Origin of the sequence: Demequina lignilytica, assembly GCF_030418375.1 — a bacterium.
GTDB classification, from domain to species: domain Bacteria; phylum Actinomycetota; class Actinomycetes; order Actinomycetales; family Demequinaceae; genus Demequina; species Demequina lignilytica.
The window spans coordinates 502,692-523,068 of sequence record NZ_JAUHPZ010000001.1 but is presented as its reverse complement, the minus strand read 5'-3'; the positions used below and the strand labels follow the sequence as shown (position 1 = coordinate 523,068).

The following is a 20,377-nucleotide window of genomic DNA, read 5'->3' as shown; positions in this document are numbered from 1 at the left end:
GACGTCGTCGGTGACGCCCGCTCCCTCCACGCTATGCCCGGAGGGGTGTCCCGCCCGGGACGGAGGTCCCATCCCGCTGCTAGGTTCGCGACATGGCCGAGCACACCTTCGAGGCGACCCTCTACCGGTGGGAGGCGCAGTCCGCGGCGTGGACCTTCGTGGACCTGCCCTTCGACGTCGCCGACGAGATCGAGGACGCCCAGCAGGGGCCGCGCCGAGGATTCGGCGCGGTCAAGGTGGACGTGGCGCTCGGCGGATCGCGGTGGCGCACCAGCATCTTCCCGTCGAAGGAGCGGAAGACCTTCGTGCTCCCGGTCAAGCAGGCGATCCTGCGCGCGGAGGCGATCGCGAACGGTGACCGCGTCACGGTGACCGTGACGCCGGTGTCCTGACCCCTGTCGCAGCATCGAGGTCGCTGGCACACTGGTGCCGAGAACGCCGCAGACGGCGACCCGAGGAGGCCACCGTGTCCGAGCTCCAGTCCCCGCCCGACCCCGTGGCGAGCGTCGGCGCGACCAGCGCGGCCTGGCTCGCGACCGCGATCGGCATCCCGGTCTACGGCGCGTCCGCGCTGATCCTGTCCTACGTGGGCGGACCCGTGGTGAGCGCGCTCGCCCCCGATGCGCAGGGTGAGGAGCACTCATGGGTGTTCATCGGGGTGGCGTTCACCAACGTCGCGATCGCGCTGCTGGGGATCGTGCTCGTCTCCCACACGGCCGGACGTGTCCTGTTCTCCCGCACCCGCGGGCTCGCGCCCATGGCCGCCGGCCGGGCGTTCGCGATCATGGGAGCGCTGCTGGCCGTCGTACCCGTGGTGTTCATCGCGATGGGGCAGCCGCTCCACGTGGTGGGCGGGCTCTACGCCGCGATCGCCGTCGGCGTCCCGTGCGGCCTGACGGCGGGCCTCACGCGAGCCGTGCTGCCCGGCATCCTCGAGTCGCCGTTCGCGCGCCGCACGGCCGTCTGGGTGGGGGTGCTCGGGTACGTGGTGGTCCTGGGGTGGACGGCCGTCGTCATGTTCGGCATCGGGCGGTAGGCGGGCCGTCGCGAGCGCGCCCGACAGCCGCTGTGGTGGGACGATGGAGGTGACGGCGCAGCCGTCCCGCGCCGCCGCTGAGGAGGTGCATCATGGACACCCTCGCGCACGGGAGCCGAACCGTCCGACGTGTCTCTCCTGACGACCTGAGGAGCCTGGCGCTGCCGGTCGGCATGCTCTCCTATCTGCTCGCCACCCTGGTTCTGGTCCCGCTCGGCGCGTTGCTGTACGCGGCGCTCTCGGGCGACTCGATGGCGGATACGAGCGCCCTGATACTCGCCATGGTCGACGGACTCGTCGCCTTGGTCGCGCTCGTCAGCGTGGTCCCGCTCGCCGCCGTCGTCTTCGGACGACGGTACGCCGACCGTGCCGCCGGTCTCGAGCCGTCCCGGCACGTCCTGCTGCAATCCGCGGCAGCGTCGGCGCTCGCGACGCCGTTCGCGATCACGATGGTCGTCATGTCGCTGCTCGGCGACGGAGAGATCGTCGCGACGCTGCTGTCGGTGCTTGTCGGGGTGATCGGCCCGGCGGCGCTGGGAGCGGCGATGGCCGCCGCGGTGGCACGCAGGATCGCCACGCGTCGCGGCTCCTGAGTCCAGGGGTTCGCGAGCCGCCGACGCGAACGTGGCGGGCTACCTGCGGCCGTCGAGAGCGTCCGCGACGGCCGCGGGAACCGCGTCCGCGACGTCGAGCGCCGCGATCGGACCCCCGCCGGACGCCAGCTCCGCGGCGCGCGCGTGGACCCAGGCCGCGCAGGCGCCCGACTCGGGCGCCGCGACCCCCTGGGCCAGGAGCGCGCCGGCGATGCCGGCGAGCACGTCGCCCGCGCCCGCCGTCGCCAGCCACGCCGGCGCCTCGGGCAGCTCGATCACGCCTCCGCCGGGCGAGGCGATCATGGTCACCGCGCCCTTGAGCAGCACCGTCGCGCGGGCGGCCTCGGCGAGGAGCCGCGCGTGGCCGACCCGGTCGCGCTCGACGTCCGCGGGGGTGACGTCATGACGGAGCGAGTCGAGCGTGCGCACCAGCTCGCCCGCGTGCGGCGTGAGGAGCACGCGGTCCGCGCCGATCGCCCTCGCGCCCGCGGCGCGCGCCCGCGCCACGTGCGTCAGGGCGCCCGCGTCCACCACGAGCGGGGAGCCCTCGGCGATCGCGGCGCCGATCGCCGCCTCCTGCTCCGGCGAGTCCGTCACGCCCGGCCCGAGGATCCATGCCGCCGCGCGGGGGAGCCTCTCGGCCACGTCGGACGGATGGTGGACCACCACCTCGGGACGGTGCCGCAGCACCAGGTCCTGCACGCGCGGGGGGCCGACGTAGCGGACCATCCCGATGCCCGCGCGGACGGCGCCCGACACGACCAGCGCAGCCGCGCCGGGGTACGCCTCGGACCCGGCGATCACCCCGAGGACGCCGCGCGAGTACTTGTCGTCGGCGGCGCCGGGCACGGGCCAGGACGCGGCGACGTCGGCACGTTCCCAGCGACGCGCCGCGGTCATCGCTCGATGATCAGCGCGTAGAGGTCGGAGTCCATCCACCGGCCGTCGCGCTCGAGGTCGCGCTCGATGCGGCGCACGTGCTCGAGTCCCAGGTGCGCCATGACCTTGGCCGAGGCGCGGTGCTCCGGTCGGCAGCGGGCGTGCACCTCGCGGATCTCGAGATCGGCGATCAGGGCGTCGATCACGGCGCGGACCGCCTCCGTCGCCAGGCCGCGGCCCCACAGGTCACGGCGGATCACCCAGCCCAGCTCGCGGACCTCGGGCGTCTCGTGGATCGGTGCCCGGTCCTCGCCGTAGACGCCGATGCCGCCCACGACGCTGCCTGCCCTCACCGTGCCGCGCGAGCCCAGCGCATCGTCCTTCAGCGTGACCGCCCAATGCGCGGGAAGGCCGGCCGCGGCGGCGCCCTCCACCCAGTGCTCCGTCTGCTCCCGTGTGTTGGGCCCCCAGTCGGTGAACTGGCACACGGCGGGGTCCGATGCGTACAGGTGGACGTCGTCGGCGTCGTCGGCGACGAACGGACGTAGCAGGAGTCTCGCGGTCTCGAGCGTCATATTCCGACGATACGCCCCCTGTGGGGGCATGGAACAATACCGGCATGGCAATGCGTGACATCCGAGTGATCGGCGACCCCGTCCTCCGCACCCCGTGCGAACCCATCGCCCAGATCGACGACCGCGTGCGTCAGCTGGTGGAGGACCTGGTCGAGACCGTGGACCACGAGGGTCGCGCCGGCCTCGCCGCCAACCAGATCGGCGTCTCGCTGCGCGCGTTCTCGTGGAACATCGACGGTGAGATCGGCTACATCCTCAACCCCGAGATCGTCGAGGTGGCCACCGAGCTCCAGGAGCTCGGCGAGGAGGGCTGCCTGTCGGTGCCCGGGCTCTGGTACCCGTGCGAGCGCACCTTCTACGCGCGAGCCGTGGGCACCGACCTCGACGGCGAGAAGGTCGAGATCGAGGGCGAGGAGATCTGGGCCCGCCTGATCCAGCACGAGGTCGACCACCTCGACGGCAAGCTCTACCTGGACCGCCTCAAGCGCGACGTGCGCAAGAAGGCGATGCGCGAGCTGCGCGAGTCGCTCGAGGCGAAGGGCTAGCCGAGCTCGATCCCGACGTCGGCGAGCACCACGCGTCCCGCCGCCGCCCGCGCGGGAACGTCGACCAGGCAGCGCTTGGGCGCCGTGAACGTGACGGTCACGTCCGCACGGACGTGGGCGAGGTCGGCGGCCGCAGAGTCGGCGTCGAGCCCGCTGGGCAGGTCGACCGCCACGACCGGGGCGACGATGCGCGCCACCAGGGCCGCCGCATCGTCCCGAAGGCCGGGCCGGGATCCGATCCCGACGATGCCGTCGACGACGGCGTCGGCGCCCGCGACGGCGGCGTCCGCCTCGATTCCCAGCGGGACGATGCGCCCACCCGCGGCCTCCAGCAACGTCCGGCCGCGGAGGTGGACCGAGGACCCGAGCGCGACCGCCGTCACCTCCGCCCCCTCGCGGGCGAGCAGGGCTCCGGCGAGCAGCGCGTCGCCGCCGTTGTTGCCCGAGCCGGCGAGCACCGCGACGCGGGGCCCGTCCGATCCGGCCACCAGCAGGCGGACCTCGGCGGCCACCGCCGCCGCGGCCCGGTCCATGAGCGCGTCCTCCGCCACCGCGTGCATCGTCCGCTCCTCGGCCGCCCGGATCTGGGCGACCGTCATCACGGCGTTCGTGGTGGCCATGGCGCCACTGTGCCACGGTGCTGGCGAAACCGGCGATCGTGAGGCACGATAGGTCACGTACACCACGGTGGCCGCAGCTCGATTCCTTCGAGGTCGTAGGGGAAGACGCACCTCACAGGAAGGAAAAGGCTCATGGCAGCAATCACCCGCGGTGTCCTTTTCGTGCACTCGGCCACTCGAGCGATGTGCCCGCACATCGAATGGGCCGCGCAGGGAGTGCTGGGTTCGCGCGCCTCGCTCGAGTGGACCGACCAGCCCGCCGGCTCCGGCCTGCTCCGCGCCGAGCTGTCGTGGCAGGGCCAGCAGGGCACCGGCGCGCGCCTCGCGTCGGCGCTGCGCGGGTGGGAGCACGTGCGCTACGAGGTCACCGAGGAGCCGTCGTTCGGATGTGACGGCGGACGCTGGTCGCACACCCCGTCGCTCGGCATCTTCCACGCCGTCACCGACGTGCACGGCAACATCGTGGTGCCGGAGGACCGGATCCGGGCGACCCTGGAGGTCGGCGGGTCGATGGCGGACTTCAAGCGCGCGATGGACCTGGCGCTGGGCACCGCGTGGGACGACGAGCTGGAGCCGTTCCGCTACGCCGGGCACGGCGCCCCCGTGAGGTGGCTCCACCGGGTCGGGTGATGGCCCCACCATGGCGCTGACCGGCGACCAGACGCTCACCCTCCACGCGCTGGAGGAGGCGATGTGGCGCGCGGAGACCCGGTTCGACCACGCATTCATGGAGCGGATCCTCGATCCCCTGTTCGTCGAGATCGGGTACTCCGGACGTCGGTGGACCCGGGCGGAGACGCTCGACCTGGACCCGATGGACATCGACGTGCGGCTGCCTCTCGAGGACTTCGCGGCCGTCGAGGTGGTGCCGGGTGTCGCGCAGGTGACCTACCGTTCGACCCCGGACCATGGGGTGCGCGGCGCGGCGCTGCGGTCGTCGCTCTGGGTGCTGACCGACGCCTGGCGCATCCGCTTTCACCAGGCCACGCCGACGCCCACCTGACCAGGCACGACGTTGCGCGCTAGGGTGGAGTCGTGACCGAGCACCGCCGCCCCGGGCGACCGCAGATCGCCGATCCGGATGCGATCGCGCTGATCGCCGTCGGCCTGTTCGCGGAGCGCGGCTTCGACGCGGTCACCATGGACGACATCGCGGCCGCGTCCGGGATCTCGCGGCGCACGCTCTTCCGCCACTTCGCCACCAAGAACGATCTGGTGTGGCGCGACTTCTTCGCCACCTACGAGCGGATCTCCCGGCGGATGGAGCAGTCGCCGCCCGCGCCGGGCATCGCCGGGCTGCGTGACGTCATGCGCGACGGGCTCGCGATCCCCGAGGGGGCCGAGGAGAACGCGCGCATCCGCCTGCGCATCATCGGCGACTCGCCCGAGGTGTTCTCCGCGGGCATCGCGGCGATGAGCGACGTGCGCGACACCCTCGCGCAGCACTTCGCGCGAGGACACGAGGGCGAGGGCATGCCCCTCGAGCCGTGGACCACGGCCTACGCGGTGCTCGCCGGCATGCTCGCCGCGTCCGTGTGGTGGGCGAAGAAGTCGGAGGAGCCGCTCGCGGACGTCGTCGACCAGGCGCTGGTGCGGCTGCAGGCCGGGCTCGCGTAGCCGGCGCCGGACCGGACCGGGCCACCCCGACCCACGATGCCCCGCACGGATCGGGCGGCGACACGCTGAGGCGCGCCACGCATCGTCCCGACGTCCGCGGCGTGTCGCCCGCGGATCCGTGCAGAGCACGCTGCGGGGGGAGGCGTCAGACCGTGCCGAACACCAGCGCCACGTTGTGGCCGCCGAAGCCGAACGAGTTGTTGATCGCCGCGGTCTGACCCTCGGGCAGCGCGCGCGGGGCGTCGCGGACCAGGTCGACCTGGAGCTCGGGGTCGGGCTCGGTGACGTTGATGGTCGGGGGAGCGGTGCGGGTCTCGAGCGCCTTGATGGTGAAGACGGACTCGAGCGCGCCGGCGCCGCCGAGCAGGTGGCCGGTCATCGACTTGGTCGCGGACAGCAGCACCTGGTCCGCGTGCGCGCCCAGCAGGGACCGGATGCCGCGCGCCTCGATCATGTCGCCCACGGGCGTCGAGGTCGCGTGCGCGTTGACGTGCGAGATGTCGGCGGTGGTGAGCCCGGCCCGCTCGAGGGCGAGCTCCATCGCGCGGGTCTGGCCGGCGCCGTTGGGCTCCGGCGCGGCGATGTGGTGCGCGTCGGCCGTCATGCCCAGGCCCAGCAGCCGGGCGTAGACCTTCGCGCCGCGCGCCTGGGCGTGCTCCTCCGACTCGAGGATCACCACGCCCGAGCCCTCGCCCATGACGAAGCCGTCGCGGCTGACGTCGTACGGGCGCGACGCGCCCGCGGGGTCGTCGTTGCGCTTGGAGAGCGCCTGCATCGAGGCGAAGGCGGAGATCGGCAGCGGGTGGATCGCCGCCTCGGTGCCGCCGCAGATGACGATGTCGGCGCGTCCCGACTGGATCATCTCGAAGCCCATGCCGATCGCCTCGGCGCCGGAGGCGCACGCGGAGACGGGGGCGTGCGCGCCGGCGCGCGCCTTGAACTCGAGCGACACGTACGCGGTCGGTGAGTTCGGCATCAGCATGGGCACGGTGAGGGGCAGGACGCGCGAGGCGCCCCGCTCCTTCACCGTGTCCCAGGCCGTCAGGAGCGTCCACACGCCGCCGATGCCGGAGGAGACGATGCTCCCCAGACGCTCGGGGTCCACCTCGGGAGATCCCGCGTCGGCCCAGGCCTCGCGCGCGGCCACGATCGCCATCTGGGCGGACGGGTCCATGCGCTTGGTCTCGGGGCGGGACAGCACCTCCGACGGCGGCACCACGAGCTGGCCGGCGAAGGTGACGGGGATCCCGTACTTCTCCTCCCAGTCGTTCTCGAGCGTGCGCACGCCCGAGCGGCCCGCGAGGGCACCCTCCCAGGTGCTGGCGACGTCCCCGCCGAGGGGCGAGGTGGTGCCGAGTCCGGTGACGACGACGTTCATGGGGGGATCTCCGAAGGTGATGAGGGGGATGGGACGCGCAGGAGGCGGAGGCTTACGCCTGCGCCTCGGTGATGTACGACACCGCGTCGTCGACGGTCACCAGGTCCTTGACCTTCTCGTCGGGGATGCGGACGTCGAACTTCTCCTCGGCGAGGGTGACGATCGTCATCATCGACAGCGAGTCGATGTCGAGGTCGTCGGTGAACGACTTGTCGAGGGTCACCTCGGCGGTGTCGATGTCGGTCTCCTCGGAGACGATCTCGGCAAGACCGGCGAGGACCTCGTCCTTGGACAGTGCCATGTGCTTCTCCTTCATGTCGGCGGCGCACGGTGCGCCGTGTTCGTTGCGAACGGATATGAACTTACTGGGGGTGCCGCGGCTACGGCAGGACCACGACCTGCGCGGCGTACACCAGCCCGGCGCCGAAGCCGATCTGGAGGGCGACGTCGCCGGACTTCGCGACGCCGTCACGCAGGACCCGCTCGGTGGCGAGCGGGATGGACGCGGCCGATGTGTTGCCGGAGTCGACGATGTCCTTCGCGACCACGACGCTCTCGGGCAGCCCGATCTGCTTGACCATCTGGTCGATGATCCGCAGGTTGGCCTGGTGGGGGATGAACACGTCGATGTCCTCGGGCGTGAGGCCGGCGGCCTCGATCGCCTCGAGCGCGACGGGCGCCATCTTGAAGGACGCCCACTTGAACACGGACGGCCCCTCCTGGCGCAGGGTGGGGAACGGCAGGTCGCGGTCCTCGCGGATCTCGAGCCAGGTGTGGTTCTGCTTGATCAGCTCGGAGGCGCCGCCGTCCGAGCCCCAGATGGTGGGGCCGATGCCGGGAGTGTCGGAGCCGCCGATGACCACGGCGCCCGCGGCGTCGCCGAGCAGGTACGAGATCGACCGGTCGGCGGGGTCGACGAAGTCGCTCAGCTTCTCCGCACCCACCACGAGCACGTTGCGGGCCGCCCCGGACCGCACCAGCGCGTCGGCCTGGCCGATGCCGTAGCAGTAGCCCGCGCAGGCCGCCGAGATGTCGAAGGCCGCGGCCGGCGTCGCGCCGATGCGGTCCGCCAGCACGGGCGCGCCGCCGGGGGTGATGCGCGGGTAGGAGATGGTCGACAGGATCACCGCGTCCAGCTCCGACGCGTCGATGCCGGCCTGCGCGAGCGCGTCGCGCGCGGCGGCCTCCGAGAGGTCGATCACCGAGGTGTCCTCGTTCGCGCGGACGCGGGTGACGATGCCCGTCATCTTGCGGATCCACTCGTCGGAGGAGTTGATCGGCTCGATCAGGTCGTCGTTCGGCACCGCGTTCTCGCCGCGGGCGACGCCGAGGCCGAGGATGCGCGTGAACTCGGGTCCGCGACGGACGTTCAGGGTGGTCACTCTCAGGCCTCCAGGAGCTCGCGGGCGGCGGCAAGGTCGTCGGGCGTCTTCAGCGCCACGGCGGGCACGCCCTTCATGGCCCGCTTCGCGAGCCCGGTGAGGACGCCGCCCGGGGCCACCTCGACGATACCGGTGACGCCGAGCTCCAGCATGGTCTCCATGCACAGGTCCCAGCGCACGGGGTTGGCGACCTGGCGGACGATGCGGGCGAGGGCGTCCGCGCCGTCCGCGACCTGGGCACCGTCCGCGTTGGACAGCAGGATCGCCGCCGGGTCCGCGGGGGTGGTGACGCCGGCGGCCGCGTCGAGAGCCGCGACGGCGGGGGCCATGTAGGTGGTGTGGAAGGCGCCGGCCACCTGGAGCTCGATGACGCGGGCGCGCGCCGGGGGCGCGGCGACGAGCGCCTCGATGGCCGCCTTGGATCCCGCGGCCACCACCTGACCGCCGCCGTTCACGTTGGCGGGGGTGAGGCCGTGCTCGGCGAGCGCGGCCGCGACATCCTCCTCGACGCCGCCGAGGACGGCGGCCATGGAGGTCGGCTCGGACGATGCGGCGGCCTCGGCCATCGCGTTCGCCCGGACAGTGACCAGGCGCATCGCGTCAGCGTCGGTGAGGGCTCCCGCGAGGGCGGCCGCGCCGAGCTCGCCGACGGAGTGGCCCGCGGTCAGCGCGGGGACGGCGCCGCCGAGCAGCTCGCGGCCCGTCGCGATCGCCGTGGCGACCAGCAGGGGCTGGGCGATGGCGGTGTCGCGGATGGTGTCGGCGTCCGAGGAGGTGCCGTGGCGGACGATGTCGACGCCGGAGGCCTCGGCGAGCTCGCCCAGGCGCGCCGCGACGCTCGGGAGCTCGAGCCACGGAGCCAGCATGCCGGGTGCCTGCGCACCCTGTCCGGGACAGAGAACAGCGATCATGGTGATTAAGCCTGCCTCACAAATCCAGAGGGTCGGGGGCCACGCAGGTACCGATTCGGGCCCGGATTGTTGTGTGAAACCTACAAGCGGTGGCTGTTCGCGTCGCGTAGCCGGCCGAGCGCGAACGCCGTCTCCAGGACGTGGGCGTCGCGGGTGGACAGGACGTCCCAGCCGGTGAGCTCCGCCACCTTCTTGAGCCGGTAGCGCACGGTGTTCGCGTGGACGAACATGGTGCGGCTCGCGAGCTCGAGCGACCGCCCGCAGTCGAGGAACGTGGCGACCGTCTCCCGCAGCGACCCGCCGGCGGCGGCGATCGGGTCGTACGCGACCGCGATCAGGCGGTCGGCGGCGGCCGCATCCCCGACCAGGACCCGCTCGGGCAGCAGGTCGTCGGCGCCGACCGGGCGCGGCGCGAGCGCCCACGCCGGTGCCGCGGCGGCGCCGTTGATCGCCGCCCGGGTCGACCGTGCGACCTCGACCAGCGTGACGGCCGGCGGTCCGACCACGACGGGCCCCGGGCCGAAGCTCGACAGCAGCGATTCCGTGACCGCGTCGCCGCGGGAGTCGGAGCGGGCGATGACCACCAGGTCCTCGCCATGGATCCCCACCAGGGCGCCGGGGGCGGCGCGCCGGATGGATCGGCGCAGCTCCGCGGACTGGACCTCGCCGAGCGGCCCGTCCGTGCGGCCCACGACCACCACGGTCGGCCCTGTCTTCCAGCCGAGCGCCGCGGCGCGCGACGGCAGGTCGTCGTCGACCTCGCCGCGCACGAGCGCGTCCACCACCAGCGCCTCGAGGCGCGCGTCCCACGCGCCGCGGGACTCGGCCGCACGGGCGTAGACCTCCGCCGCGGAGAACGCGATCTCACGCGAGTAGCGCAGGATCGACTCGCGCAGCAGCGCCTCCGCGCCGGGGGCGGCGAACTCGTCCGAGTGGGACTCGACGATCGCGACGTAGGTGCGCACGATGCTGACGGTGTGCTGCAGCGAGATCGAGCGGGTGAGCTCCGGCGGCGCGGCGGAGAACATCTCGTAGGTGCCGCGGTGGCCCGCCTGCGGATCCGCGAAGTAGGCGACGAACGAGTTGATGCCGGCCTGCGCGACTCCGCCGACCCACGATCGCTCGCGGGCGGGAAGCTCGCGGAACCACGGGTACTCGGCGTCGAGCGACTTGAGGGCGGCGGTGGCGAGCCGGCCGGTGCCGGCGCGGAGTCGACGCAGCGTCTCTGCACGCATCTCGGCCGTCACCATGGGTGTCAGCGTAGCGGTCGATTGTGGATCAGGAACAACGCGAGGTCGCCCTTGAGCGGGGGATGCCCGTATCCGCTCCTCGCTTTTTGGACGATCGCACAAGAGTCGCGGCCGCGGGGCGCTCACGTTAGCGTGAGGACCAGGACTGTTGCAGCCGAGGAGGAACCGATGACACCACGTCCGCGCCCCCTGTTGGGGCTCGTGCTCGGAATGCTGCTGGGGCTGGTGGTGATCGGGTTGCTGTGGCAGCTCGCGCTGGTCGACCCGGGCCGGACGGTGCTGTTCCTGACGGTGGCCGTCGCGGTGCTGGCCGTCGCGGGCCTGCTCACACGGCAGATCTCGGCGGCGCGCGGCCGATTCGTCACGGCGGCGGTGATCGCGGGCGTCCTGGCGGGCGTCGGGCTGACGGGGATCCCGGAGCTCGTGTCCGTGGGACGGGTGAGCGACGGCTGCACGCTCGAGGTCACCGCTGGCGGGCTGACGGCGGCGCCGTCCGACACGAGCGCGCTCACCGCATTCTCGATCGCGGAGGACGACGTGGTCGAGTGGGCCATGACGTCCTCGACCCCGATCGCGGTCGACACCCGGATGGCGGGGATCACGGTCGGCGGCTTCTCGATCCCCGTGCGGACCGTGAGCTCCGACCCGGCCTCGGGGGAGGCCCAGGAGGTGACCGGCACGGTCGACGTGGCGGACGGCCTTGCGACCATCCAGGACAGCACGGGCCTCGAGCTGACGGGCGTCTATCACGTGTACGGCGAGGTCTCGGGGGAGCAGGCGACCTGCGCCGCGGACGGATGGGTGCGGCTCGAGCCGGCCGGCCTGTTCGCGACCAACGTGCTCGTCGGGCTGTGGATCGCGCTGGGCGTGCTGCTCCTGCTGATCGCATGGGCGGCCCTTGCCGTCCGCTCGTCGTTCGTGAAGGCGCGTCGCGCGGCGCTCGAGGGCGAGCGTGTCCACACCGGCACGGTGACCACCGCCGCCGGGGGCGCGCTCGCCGGGGGCGCTGGAGCTGGCCACGTCGCCGCCGACGCCGAGCCCAGCGGAACCACCTCGCCCGAGGCCGCCGCCGAGCCGGTGGCTCCCGCCCCGGCCTTCACGCCGGAGGCGCGCCCGGCGGACATGCCTCCCGCCAGCATCGCCCCTGCCCCCGCGGCGGCTGGGGCCGCCGCCGGCGCGGGCGCCGAGGCCCAGGACGTCGCACCGGTGGAGGACGCGGAGCCCGTCCAGGACCCGCCCGAGGATCTGGCAGGGTCCGAGGCTGAGCCCGACGCGGACGCCGACGGCGAGCCGGAGCCGGAGCCGGCGAGCGACGCCGAGGCTCATGACGAGGCTGAGGACGGCACAGATCCCCAGCCCGAGGGCGACGCGGAGGCCGGGCCCGACGCCGGCGCTGACGACGACCCCGATCGCCGCTGAGCCTGGCGCCCGTGGGCTAGGTGCGCGACGCTCCCGATTTCATGCACGAAGCGACCGGGGAGCTGGCGCTCGTTCGTGCATGAGATCGGGAGCGTCGCCGACATCCCCCCCACGCTGCCCGGTCCGCGTGCTCGAGCCGACGCCGACCGCATCGTCCGGACACGACGACGGGGCCCGGTCCGATGATCGGACCAGGCCCCGTCGAACGTCAGAGCGGGACGGCTCAGGCGTCGCCGCCCGCGTTGCCCGACGTCCCCTTGCGGACGTCGTGGAGCTCGTAGCGGCGGATCGCCTCGGCGTAGGTGCCGGGCTGGACCTCGCCGCGGCGCTCGAGCTGCTGGAGCACACGCACCGCCGTCGAGGCGCCGTCGATGTGGAAGAAGCGTCGCGCCGCGGCTCGGGTGTCGGAGAAGCCGAAGCCGTCCGCGCCGAGGGTGGCGTAGTCGCCCGGGATCCACGCGCGGATCTGGTCGACGACCAGGTGGTCGTAGTCCGAGGTCGCGATGAACGGACCCGCCGCGCCCTGCAGCTTCTGCGTGAGGTACGGCGTGCGGAGGCCCTGCTCGGGGAACAGGAAGCCCTGCTCCTCGCAGGCCAGCGCCTCGCGGCGCAGCTCGCTCCACGAGGTCACCGACCAGATCGCGGCGCGCACGCCGTAGTCGCGGAGCAGCATCTCCTGGGCCTCGTAGGCCCACGGCACGGCCACGCCGGACGCGAGGATCTGCGCCTCGGGACCGTGGCCCTCGGGGGCCTCCGAGACCTTGTGGATGCCCTTGAGGATGCCCTCGACGTCCACGTTCTCCGGCTCGGCGGGCTGCTGGTACGGCTCGTTGTACACGGTGAGGTAGTACATGACGTTCGGGTCGCGCTGGTCGTCGGGCCCGTACATGCGCTGCAGGCCGTCCTTGACGATGTGGCGGATCTCGTAGCCGTACGCCGGGTCGTAGTGCACGATCGCGGTGTTGGTGCCCGCGATCAGCGGCGAGTGACCGTCGGCGTGCTGGAGGCCCTCGCCCGTGAGGGTGGTGCGGCCGGCGGTGGCGCCGATGATGAAGCCTCGGGTCAGCTGGTCGCCCGCCGCCCAGAACTGGTCGCCGGTGCGCTGGAACCCGAACATCGAGTAGAAGATGTAGAACGGCACCAGCGGCTCGCCCTGCGTCGCGTAGGACGTGCCCACCGACTGGAACGCGGCCGCGGAGCCGGCCTCGTTGATGCCGGTGTGCATGATCTGACCGGCCTCGGACTCCTTGTAGGACAGCATCAGCTCGCGGTCCACCGGCAGGTAGTTCTGGCCGTTCGTGTTGAAGATCTTCGCGCTCGGGAAGATCGAGTCGAGTCCGAAGGTGCGGGCCTCGTCGGGGATGATCGGCACCACGCGGTGGCCGAACTCCTTGTCGCGGACCAGGTCCTTGAACAGGCGGACGAACGCCATCGTGGTGGCGACCTCCTGCTTGCCCGAGCCCTTCGCGAGCAGCTCGTAGGCCTTGTCGTCCGGGAGCGCGATCTGGTTCCGGTCGCCCCGGCGCTCGGGCACGAAGCCGCCCAGCGCGCGCCGGCGCTCGAGCATGTACTGGACCGCGGGGTCCTCGAAGCCGGGGTGGTAGTACGGCGGGTTGTACGGGTCCGCCTCGAGCTCCTCGTCGGAGAACGGGATGTCGAAGGTGTCGCGCAGGACCTTGAGGTCGGCGGCGGCGAGCTTCTTCATCTGATGCGTGGCGTTGCGGGCCGCGAAGTTCGAGCCGAGGCCGTAGCCCTTGATGGTCTTCGCGAGGATGACCGTGGGCTTGCCGTTCTTCTCCTGCGTCGCACGCGCGTACGCGGCGTACAGCTTGCGGTAGTCGTGGCCGCCGCGCTTGAGGGCCCAGATCTCGTCGTCCGTCATGTCCTTGACGAGCTCCTTGGCACGCGGGTCGCCGCCGAAGAACTGGTCGCGGATGAAGGCGCCGGACTCGGCGCGGAAGGTCTGGAAGTCGCCGTCGGGCACGGTGTTCATGAGGTTGACCAGGGCGCCGTCCTCGTCGCGCTGCAGGAGCGGGTCCCACCCGCGGCCCCACACGACCTTGATGACGTTCCAGCCGGCGCCACGGAAGAAGGCCTCGAGCTCCTGGATGATCTTGCCGTTGCCGCGCACGGGGCCGTCGAGGCGCTGCAGGTTGCAGTTGACCACGAAGGTGAGGTTGTCGAGGTTCTGGTGGGCCGCGAGCTGAAGCATGCCGCGGCTCTCGGGCTCATCCATCTCGCCGTCGCCCAGGAACGCCCACACGTGCTGCTCCGAGGTGTCCTTGAGCCCGCGGAGGTGCAGGTAGCGGTTGGTCCACGCCTGGTAGATCGCCGACGCCGGGCCCAGGCCCATGGACACCGTGGGGAACTCCCACACGTCGGGCATGAGGCGGGGGTGCGGGTACGAGGAGAGGCCGCGGCCGGGGCCCGACTTCTCCTGGCGGAACGAGTCGAGGTCGTCGGCGCCGAAGCGACCCTCGACGAACCCGCGCGCGTACACGCCGGGCGCGGCGTGACCCTGGAAGTAGACCTGGTCGCCGCCGCCGGGGTGGTCCTTGCCGCGGAAGAAGTGGTTCAGCCCCACCTCGTACAGGGTCGCCACCGAGGCGTACGACGAGATGTGACCGCCCACGCCCTTGCCGGCCGCCTGCGCGCGCGTCACCATGACGGCGGCGTTCCAGCGGATCCAGCCGCGGTAGCGGCGCTCGATCTCCTCGTCGCCGGGGAACTCGGGCTCGTCGTCGACGTGGATGGTGTTCACGTACGGCGTGTTGAGGCTGAGCGGGACGCTGAGCTGCTTCTTCGCCGCGTGGTCGACCAGCTGGTCGATGATGTACTCGGCCCGGCTCTCGCCGCGGTCGGCGATGAGGCCGTCAAGGGACTCCATCCACTCCGCGGTCTCGTTCGGATCCTTGTCCACCTCGCCGTGATGTGCCACGAGTGACCTTCCTGTCGGGCGCGCGGTGGCGCGCCTATGAATGGGGAGCCGCGGCTGGTATGCCGCCATCGGACACATTCTTCCCACATCTGAGGGGAATGTCACGCCAGCGCCGACGCGCGCGGAACGTGCGTGGCACCCCGCGCCGATTGCACCCGGATGCGGGGTACCTCTACTGTGGTCGGCAGGCACGCCGGCAGATGCGTGTCATCGACTGAAGGGGGTCCCGCCACCGTGGCGACACAGGAGGACGCGAAGGCCGCGACGGAGGCGGCGGTCGCGAGGCTCGGATTGAAGTCCGGGCAGATCATCCAGGAGTTCGGCTACGACGACGATGTTGACGCGGCCTTCCGCGCCGGCGTCGAGGCGGCGACGGGCGAGGATCTGGCCGACGAGGACTACGGGGACGTCGTGGACGGCGCGCTCGTGTGGTTCCGCGACGGCGACGGCGATCTCACGGACCTGCTGATGGACGCACAGACGCTGCTCGACGATGCGGCCCCCGTGTGGGTCTGCACCCCCAAGGCGGGCAACGGCGGGCACGTCTTCCCGCGCGACGTTCAGGAGGCGGCGTCCTTGTCGGGGCTGCACGCCACCTCGACGTTCGTGCTCGGCGGGTCGTGGACGGCGACCTCGCTGGTCGAGAAGGGCCGCTCGAAGTGAGCCATCCCCTCGTCGGCGCTCCGGCGCCGTCCTTCGCGATGACGGACACGCACGGACGCACCGTCACCTCGGCGCAGCTGTCGGGCACGGCGTACATGCTCGTGTTCGTGCCGTTCGCGTTCTCGGACACGTGCACCAACGAGCTCATCGACCTGCGGGGGGCCGAGGACCTGCTCGCGCGCGACGACCTGAAGGTCATCGTCGTGAGCTGCGACTCGATCTACACGCTCAAGGCGTGGGCGGACACGCACTCGTACAAGGCGGAGCTCCTGAGCGACTTCTGGCCGCACGGCGAGGTGTCGCGTCAGTACGGCGTGTTCAACCCGCAGAAGGGTCTCGCGACGCGCGGCACGTTCCTGGTCGACGCCGCGGGCGTGGTCCGGTGGGCGATCGTCAACCCGGAGGGCGAGGCCCGCGACCTGGCGGACTACCGCCGCGCGGTGATCGACCTGCTCGACTGAGCTCCGGGGCGCGGAAACGCTTATATCTCCACCGTATAAGTGCTAATGTGTCCGATATGGACGCTGTCGCAGCGGTGATCGTCGACATCGTGCGCTCTCGCGAGCTGCGCGACCGTGCCGCTGCGCAGGATGCGGTGCTCGCCGCGTTCGCGCGCGCGGAGGCTGCCGCGGAGGTGCTCCGGCCGTTGCGCGCGACCGTGGGCGACGAGTTCCAGTCCGTCTACGCGACGCCGGCGGACGCCATCCGCGTCACCGCGCTGGCGGCGCTCGTCCTGCCTGACGGCGTCGAGGTACGTGCCGGCATCGGGCTCGGCGAGGTGGTCGATGTCGACGGCGACATCTCCGACGGGAGCGCCTGGTGGCGCGCCCGCGACGCGATCGAGGAGGCGCACCGGCGCGAGGACGCCGGCGAGGGGTCCGTCCGGAGCTGGTGTGTCGGTGGTGACGGGGAGGATGTGTCCATGACCGTCGCCGTCCTCCTGCTCCGCGACCACGTGCTCGACCGCATGAAGGCGCGGGAGCGGCGGATCGCGGCTGCGCTGCTCGAGGGTGACACCCAGTCGGCGATCGCTTCGCGCGAGTCGATCAGTCAGGCCGCGGTGTCGCAGGCCGCGCACCGCTCGGGAGCGGTCGCGCTCCGCGAGGCGCTCGACGGGCTCACCGGGGGAGTCGCATGACCGCCGCGGTGCTGGTCGCGATGGTGGCCGGCGCCGAGGCCCTCGGCTGGCGGCTCGGCGGTCGCACGCGCCTCTTCGCGGTCATGGCGTGGCTGGTGATCGCGTTGGCCGCGGCGGGCGTCACCGGCGCGGTGGGCGGGTGGGGTGCCGCCGGTCTGGGCCTCGGTGCGGGCGCGTGGCTCGTGCTCCGGTGGCGCTGGGGTGCGGACGCCGCGATCGGCTCGCTCGTGGTGATCGCGGGGCTGCTGCTGCTGGCCGACCCCGAGCCGAGCCGCGCCGCCGCGATCCTCGCCGGGCTCGGTTCCGCGGTTCTCCTCACGCACACCGCGAACGATGTGTGTCGCGACGTGATCGCCCGCGCGCGGGTCCTCCCGGGCGAGGACGCGCCGGCGGAGCGTGCGGAGGACGCGCCGCGTCTCCGCGGGGGCAGGTTCATCGGTCCGCTCGAGCGCTGGCTGATCGTCGGGCTCGCGCTGGTGGGGGCCCAGGCCGTGATCGTCGGCCTGATGGCGGCCAAGGGCATCGGTCGGTTCCCTGAGATCTCGGGTGACCGGGGGAGGGGATCCACGGCCGAGGAGTTCCTGGTCGGATCGCTGGTGAGCTGGGCCCTCGCCGGCGCGGCCGCGCTGCTCATCGCGGTGCTGATGCCCTGACGGGTCGAGCGGGCGCACGCGCGCCTGGCAGAATGGTCGGGCCCGTCGCAGGGCCCTTAGCTCAGTTGGTCAGAGCACTGCGTTTACACCGCAGGTGTCATCGGTTCGAGTCCGGTAGGGCCCACCATGGAGCCCCGTCCCGCCTGCTCGCGGGGGGCGTGCCAGGATTGAGGGAGGACGGCCGTCGCCGACGACCGCCGTGCCGAGCGGAGGCACTCATGAGCGCCATGGACCGCGACCTGGCGAGGATCGCCGTCGAAGGCTTCCAGTACTTCTACCCGCTGGTCCTCATGGACGTGACCCGCCGGGTGGCGACCTCGCTGCCGGCCGGGGTCCGGCACGGCTTCGCGCCGCCCGACACCTTCGCGCACGCGCGAGCGTTCCCTCCCGGGGACTTCAGGGAGGTGGTGCGTCCGAACTTCGACACCCTGTACTCGACCGCGTGGCTCGATCTCCGTGACGGCCCGCAGGTGGTGTCGATCGCCGCGCCCATCGAGCGGTACTTCATGCTGCCGCTCCTCGACCTGTGGTCGGACGTCTTCGCGGTCATCGGGAGCCGCACGACCGGCGGCGCGCCGGCCGATTACGCGATCGTCCCACCCGGGTGGCCCGGCGAGGTCCCGGACGGGATGGTCAGGATCGATGCTCCCACCGCATGGGTGTGGGTCCTCGGGCGCACGCGCACCGACGGCATCGCGGACTACCCGCGCGTGCATGCGATCCAGGACGGCCTCGCGATCCGGCCGCTTCGCGGTGCGACCGCAGGCGGGGTCGCTCCGGGCGACGACCCGGGCGTGCGCACCTCCCCGATGGATCACGTGGCCGCCATGACCGGCGAGGAGTTCTTCCGGATCGCAGCCGACCTGCTCGCGGACAACCCGCCGCACCTCACCGATCAGCCGATGGTCGCGCGCCTGCGCGCGCTCGGCATCGTCCCGGGGCGCCCGTTCGATGCCGGTGCCGCGTCGCCCGAGGCCCGCGAGGCGATCTCTGCCGCACCGCGGGCCGGGCTCGCGGCCATGGCCGCGGCGGTGACGGGCCTGGCGCAGGCGTCCAACGGGTGGTCGATCCGCCGCTCCGGCATCGGCGTGTATGGAACCGACTACCTGTTCCGCGCCATGATCGCCATGATCGGCCTGGGCGCGAACCTCGCCGAGGACGCGGTCTATCCGATGCTGCTGGTCGACGAGGCGGGGACACCACCCGTGGGCGAGGTCGACCACGTGCTGCACTTCGACTCCTCCGAGCTCCCGCCGGCGGACGCGTTCTGGTCGGTCACCATGTACGACGGAACGGGGTTCCCCGTCCCGAACGCCCTCGAGCGCTACGCGCTCGGCGACAGGGATCCGCTGACCTACGGCGCGGACGGCTCGCTCGACATCTGGATCGGCCGCGAGAGCCCGGGTCCGGAGCGCGACAGCAACTGGCTTCCCGCCCCGGCGGGGCCGCTCGGCCTCACCCTGCGCCTGTACGGTCCGCGGCCCGAGGTGCTCGATGGACGGTGGTCGCCTCCGCCGCTCCGGCGCGCGTGACGGGAGCGCGACGCGATGGACGGCGCTGAGGGGCTGACGCTCGCGACCATCGCGGGGCTGATCGTGACCTGGGCGCTGGTCGGTCGTCGGCTCGAGCGCGCCGGTGTCACGGCGCCGATGGCGTTCATCGTCGCCGGCATGGCGCTCGCGGCCACCGTCGGTGACGGCATCTCGGCGACGACCATCCATCTTCTCGCCGAGATCACGTTGGTGATGGTCCTCTTCCACGACGCGAGCACGGTGCGCCTGAGCTCCCTGCGTCACGACCCGTGGATCGCGGTGCGGCTCCTCGCCGTCGGCTTCCCGCTCGCGGTCCTGCTCGCGACGGGGCTCACGTGGCTGCTGATCCCGGCGCTCGGCGGCGCGGGCGCGCTCCTGGTCGGGGCGGCGGTGAGTGCGACCGACGCGAGCCTGGGGGCTCCCACCGTGCTCAACCCCGCCGTTCCCGAGCGGGTCCGGCGCGCGCTCAACGTGGAGAGCGGCCTCAACGACGGCCTGGCGACGCCGATCGTGATGGTCGCGCTCGGGGTGCTGGTCGACCAGACCGCCGGCGAGGCGCCGGCGCACGCGCTCGACATGCCGCGAGCCGCGTCCGGAGTGGCGGTGGGGGTGAGCATCGGGCTGCTCGCCGCCGTCGCGATGGCGTCGACGCGCCGCGCGGGATTCAGCGACGCCCGCGCGCGCAGCGTGGGTGTGCTGGCGCTCCCGCTGCTCACGTTCGGCTTCGCCGAGCTGGCGCACGGCAACGTGTTCCTCGCCGCGTTCGTCGCGGGCCTGACGTTCGGAGCCGCGGGCCGCGGCGTCGAGCGCGAGCCCGAGGTGTCCGAGGCTCTCGAGATCGCGGCCGACGTGATGGGCATGATCCTGTGGTTCCTGGCGGGCGGCATGCTCGTCCTGGTCCTTGCGCGAGGCTTCGAGCCGGTCTGGCTGCTGATCGCGGTGCTCGCGCTCACCATGCTGAGGCTGCTGCCCGTGGCCCTCGCTCTGGTGGGCGCCGGGGTGCGGACGCCCACCGTCCTGTTCATCGGGTGGTTCGGTCCGCGCGGGGTCGCGACCATCGTCTTCGGCCTGCTGGCGGCCGACGCGCTGGGCGAGGACCCACGCCGCTACGACATCGCGGGCATCTTCGCCCTCACCGTGCTGATCAGCGTCTTCGCGCACGGCCTGTCGGCTCCGCCGCTCACGCGGCTGTACGCGCGCTGGTCGCGGCCTGCGGGGGACGGGGTGGGTGAGCGCGTGTGAGCGCGG

The 20,377-nt window shown here is 72.5% G+C and carries 23 protein-coding genes and 1 tRNA gene; 15 read left to right on the top strand and 9 right to left on the bottom strand.

Annotated features, from left to right (window positions below; genetic code table 11):
* Positions 1-92: 92 nt before the first annotated feature.
* The 3 genes from QQX13_RS02365 (at position 93) to QQX13_RS02355 (ending at position 1,629) form a co-directional block, all read left to right on the top strand.
* Entirely contained in the window at positions 93-392 is a 300-nt protein-coding gene (locus tag QQX13_RS02365) for a DUF1905 domain-containing protein (RefSeq protein ID WP_301120408.1), read from the top strand.
* A gap of 74 nt (positions 393-466) precedes the next feature.
* A complete protein-coding gene (locus tag QQX13_RS02360; RefSeq protein ID WP_301120410.1) occupies positions 467-1,036 on the top strand; it encodes a hypothetical protein in 570 nt (189 codons plus the stop codon).
* Between the two features lie 92 nt (positions 1,037-1,128).
* Positions 1,129-1,629, top strand: coding sequence for a hypothetical protein (locus QQX13_RS02355; RefSeq protein WP_301152359.1), 501 nt, complete (start codon positions 1,129-1,131; stop codon positions 1,627-1,629).
* A 39-nt stretch (positions 1,630-1,668) separates the two neighbouring features.
* Here the strand turns inward: QQX13_RS02355 and QQX13_RS02350 are convergent, their stop codons facing one another.
* Both QQX13_RS02350 and QQX13_RS02345 read right to left on the bottom strand, forming a co-directional pair.
* Positions 1,669-2,529 carry an NAD(P)H-hydrate dehydratase gene (locus tag QQX13_RS02350; protein ID WP_301152358.1) on the bottom strand — a complete coding sequence of 287 codons (861 nt, stop codon included), beginning with the start codon at positions 2,527-2,529 and terminating at the stop codon, positions 1,669-1,671.
* Positions 2,526-3,083, bottom strand: a complete 558-nt coding sequence (locus QQX13_RS02345) for a GNAT family N-acetyltransferase (protein ID WP_301120416.1) — start codon at positions 3,081-3,083, stop codon at positions 2,526-2,528. Before QQX13_RS02345 ends, QQX13_RS02350 begins: the two co-directional genes overlap by 4 nt.
* Positions 3,084-3,127: 44 nt before the next feature.
* Here QQX13_RS02345 and def point away from each other — a divergent pair, with 44 nt between their 5' ends.
* The gene (gene def / locus QQX13_RS02340) at positions 3,128-3,628 is read left to right on the top strand and encodes a peptide deformylase (protein WP_301120418.1); all 501 of its coding nucleotides are present in this window, start codon (positions 3,128-3,130) and stop codon (positions 3,626-3,628) included.
* On the opposite strand, the gene QQX13_RS02335 is transcribed toward def, so the two are convergent.
* Positions 3,625-4,248 carry an NAD(P)H-hydrate epimerase gene (locus QQX13_RS02335; RefSeq protein WP_301152357.1) on the bottom strand — a complete coding sequence of 208 codons (624 nt, stop codon included), beginning with the start codon at positions 4,246-4,248 and terminating at the stop codon, positions 3,625-3,627. The two genes, def and QQX13_RS02335, sit on opposite strands and share 4 nt — an antisense overlap.
* A 132-nt stretch (positions 4,249-4,380) precedes the next feature.
* On the opposite strand from QQX13_RS02335, the gene QQX13_RS02330 reads away from it, so the two are divergent.
* The 3 genes from QQX13_RS02330 to QQX13_RS02320 are packed head-to-tail and all read left to right on the top strand — an operon-like array spanning position 4,381 to position 5,865.
* On the top strand, positions 4,381-4,878 hold the full coding sequence (locus QQX13_RS02330) for a DUF3145 domain-containing protein (RefSeq protein WP_301120422.1): 498 nt from the start codon (positions 4,381-4,383) through the stop codon (positions 4,876-4,878).
* A gap of 10 nt (positions 4,879-4,888) precedes the next feature.
* A complete protein-coding gene (locus tag QQX13_RS02325; protein WP_301152356.1) occupies positions 4,889-5,251 on the top strand; it encodes a nuclear transport factor 2 family protein in 363 nt (120 codons plus the stop codon).
* Positions 5,252-5,283: 32 nt separating this feature from the next.
* On the top strand, positions 5,284-5,865 hold the full coding sequence (locus QQX13_RS02320; RefSeq protein ID WP_301152354.1) for a TetR family transcriptional regulator: 582 nt from the start codon (positions 5,284-5,286) through the stop codon (positions 5,863-5,865).
* A gap of 145 nt (positions 5,866-6,010) precedes the next feature.
* Here QQX13_RS02320 and fabF read toward each other — a convergent pair whose 3' ends face one another.
* From fabF to QQX13_RS02295, 5 genes are all read right to left on the bottom strand, one after another.
* A complete protein-coding gene (fabF, locus tag QQX13_RS02315) occupies positions 6,011-7,243 on the bottom strand; it encodes a beta-ketoacyl-ACP synthase II (RefSeq protein ID WP_301120428.1) in 1,233 nt (410 codons plus the stop codon).
* Between the two features lie 52 nt (positions 7,244-7,295).
* Entirely contained in the window at positions 7,296-7,544 is a 249-nt protein-coding gene (locus tag QQX13_RS02310) for an acyl carrier protein (protein ID WP_301120430.1), read from the bottom strand.
* 79 nt (positions 7,545-7,623) lie between these two features.
* Positions 7,624-8,625, bottom strand: coding sequence for a beta-ketoacyl-ACP synthase III (locus QQX13_RS02305; RefSeq protein WP_301120432.1), 1,002 nt, complete (start codon positions 8,623-8,625; stop codon positions 7,624-7,626).
* 2 nt (positions 8,626-8,627) lie between these two features.
* Entirely contained in the window at positions 8,628-9,536 is a 909-nt protein-coding gene (locus tag QQX13_RS02300) for an ACP S-malonyltransferase (protein WP_301152353.1), read from the bottom strand.
* A gap of 80 nt (positions 9,537-9,616) precedes the next feature.
* Complete coding sequence (locus QQX13_RS02295) at positions 9,617-10,786, bottom strand: PucR family transcriptional regulator (protein WP_301120436.1); 1,170 nt, start codon at positions 10,784-10,786, stop codon at positions 9,617-9,619.
* Positions 10,787-10,954: 168 nt separating this feature from the next.
* Here QQX13_RS02295 and QQX13_RS02290 point away from each other — a divergent pair, with 168 nt between their 5' ends.
* Positions 10,955-12,205 carry a hypothetical protein gene (locus tag QQX13_RS02290; protein ID WP_301152352.1) on the top strand — a complete coding sequence of 417 codons (1,251 nt, stop codon included), beginning with the start codon at positions 10,955-10,957 and terminating at the stop codon, positions 12,203-12,205.
* Positions 12,206-12,428: 223 nt separating this feature from the next.
* On the opposite strand, the gene aceE is transcribed toward QQX13_RS02290, so the two are convergent.
* Entirely contained in the window at positions 12,429-15,212 is a 2,784-nt protein-coding gene (gene aceE / locus QQX13_RS02285) for a pyruvate dehydrogenase (acetyl-transferring), homodimeric type (protein ID WP_436968545.1), read from the bottom strand.
* A 165-nt stretch (positions 15,213-15,377) separates the two neighbouring features.
* Between aceE and QQX13_RS02280 the strand changes: the two genes are divergently transcribed.
* The 7 genes from QQX13_RS02280 to QQX13_RS02250 all read left to right on the top strand — a co-directional run bounded on the left by QQX13_RS02280 (position 15,378) and on the right by QQX13_RS02250 (position 20,371).
* Positions 15,378-15,806, top strand: a complete 429-nt coding sequence (locus QQX13_RS02280) for a DUF3052 domain-containing protein (RefSeq protein WP_301120442.1) — start codon at positions 15,378-15,380, stop codon at positions 15,804-15,806.
* The gene (locus tag QQX13_RS02275; protein ID WP_301152351.1) at positions 15,803-16,267 is read left to right on the top strand and encodes a redoxin domain-containing protein; all 465 of its coding nucleotides are present in this window, start codon (positions 15,803-15,805) and stop codon (positions 16,265-16,267) included. Before QQX13_RS02280 ends, QQX13_RS02275 begins: the two co-directional genes overlap by 4 nt.
* 56 nt (positions 16,268-16,323) lie before the next feature.
* The gene (locus QQX13_RS02270) at positions 16,324-16,944 is read left to right on the top strand and encodes a SatD family protein (protein WP_301120446.1); all 621 of its coding nucleotides are present in this window, start codon (positions 16,324-16,326) and stop codon (positions 16,942-16,944) included.
* The gene (locus tag QQX13_RS02265; RefSeq protein ID WP_301120448.1) at positions 16,941-17,597 is read left to right on the top strand and encodes a hypothetical protein; all 657 of its coding nucleotides are present in this window, start codon (positions 16,941-16,943) and stop codon (positions 17,595-17,597) included. Before QQX13_RS02270 ends, QQX13_RS02265 begins: the two co-directional genes overlap by 4 nt.
* A gap of 50 nt (positions 17,598-17,647) precedes the next feature.
* A tRNA-Val gene (locus QQX13_RS02260) sits at positions 17,648-17,724 on the top strand.
* Positions 17,725-17,815: 91 nt separating this feature from the next.
* On the top strand, positions 17,816-19,129 hold the full coding sequence (locus QQX13_RS02255; RefSeq protein WP_301152349.1) for a DUF1254 domain-containing protein: 1,314 nt from the start codon (positions 17,816-17,818) through the stop codon (positions 19,127-19,129).
* Between the two features lie 15 nt (positions 19,130-19,144).
* Positions 19,145-20,371 carry a cation:proton antiporter gene (locus tag QQX13_RS02250; protein ID WP_301120452.1) on the top strand — a complete coding sequence of 409 codons (1,227 nt, stop codon included), beginning with the start codon at positions 19,145-19,147 and terminating at the stop codon, positions 20,369-20,371.
* Positions 20,372-20,377: the final 6 nt, after the last annotated feature.

Coding starts and splice junctions, on each gene's coding strand:
- QQX13_RS02365 (WP_301120408.1), top strand. CDS start 93: ATGGCCGAGCACACCTTCGAGGCGACCCTCTACCGGTGGGAGGCGCAG.
- QQX13_RS02355 (WP_301152359.1), top strand. CDS start 1,129: ATGGACACCCTCGCGCACGGGAGCCGAACCGTCCGACGTGTCTCTCCT.
- QQX13_RS02350 (WP_301152358.1), bottom strand. CDS start 2,529: ATGACCGCGGCGCGTCGCTGGGAACGTGCCGACGTCGCCGCGTCCTGG.
- QQX13_RS02345 (WP_301120416.1), bottom strand. CDS start 3,083: ATGACGCTCGAGACCGCGAGACTCCTGCTACGTCCGTTCGTCGCCGAC.
- def (WP_301120418.1), top strand. CDS start 3,128: ATGGCAATGCGTGACATCCGAGTGATCGGCGACCCCGTCCTCCGCACC.
- QQX13_RS02335 (WP_301152357.1), bottom strand. CDS start 4,248: ATGGCCACCACGAACGCCGTGATGACGGTCGCCCAGATCCGGGCGGCC.
- QQX13_RS02330 (WP_301120422.1), top strand. CDS start 4,381: ATGGCAGCAATCACCCGCGGTGTCCTTTTCGTGCACTCGGCCACTCGA.
- QQX13_RS02325 (WP_301152356.1), top strand. CDS start 4,889: ATGGCGCTGACCGGCGACCAGACGCTCACCCTCCACGCGCTGGAGGAG.
- fabF (WP_301120428.1), bottom strand. CDS start 7,243: ATGAACGTCGTCGTCACCGGACTCGGCACCACCTCGCCCCTCGGCGGG.
- QQX13_RS02310 (WP_301120430.1), bottom strand. CDS start 7,544: ATGGCACTGTCCAAGGACGAGGTCCTCGCCGGTCTTGCCGAGATCGTC.
- QQX13_RS02300 (WP_301152353.1), bottom strand. CDS start 9,536: ATGATCGCTGTTCTCTGTCCCGGACAGGGTGCGCAGGCACCCGGCATG.
- QQX13_RS02295 (WP_301120436.1), bottom strand. CDS start 10,786: ATGGTGACGGCCGAGATGCGTGCAGAGACGCTGCGTCGACTCCGCGCC.
- QQX13_RS02290 (WP_301152352.1), top strand. CDS start 10,955: ATGACACCACGTCCGCGCCCCCTGTTGGGGCTCGTGCTCGGAATGCTG.
- aceE (WP_436968545.1), bottom strand. CDS start 15,212: ATGGCGGCATACCAGCCGCGGCTCCCCATTCATAGGCGCGCCACCGCG.
- QQX13_RS02270 (WP_301120446.1), top strand. CDS start 16,324: ATGGACGCTGTCGCAGCGGTGATCGTCGACATCGTGCGCTCTCGCGAG.
- QQX13_RS02265 (WP_301120448.1), top strand. CDS start 16,941: ATGACCGCCGCGGTGCTGGTCGCGATGGTGGCCGGCGCCGAGGCCCTC.
- QQX13_RS02255 (WP_301152349.1), top strand. CDS start 17,816: ATGAGCGCCATGGACCGCGACCTGGCGAGGATCGCCGTCGAAGGCTTC.
- QQX13_RS02250 (WP_301120452.1), top strand. CDS start 19,145: ATGGACGGCGCTGAGGGGCTGACGCTCGCGACCATCGCGGGGCTGATC.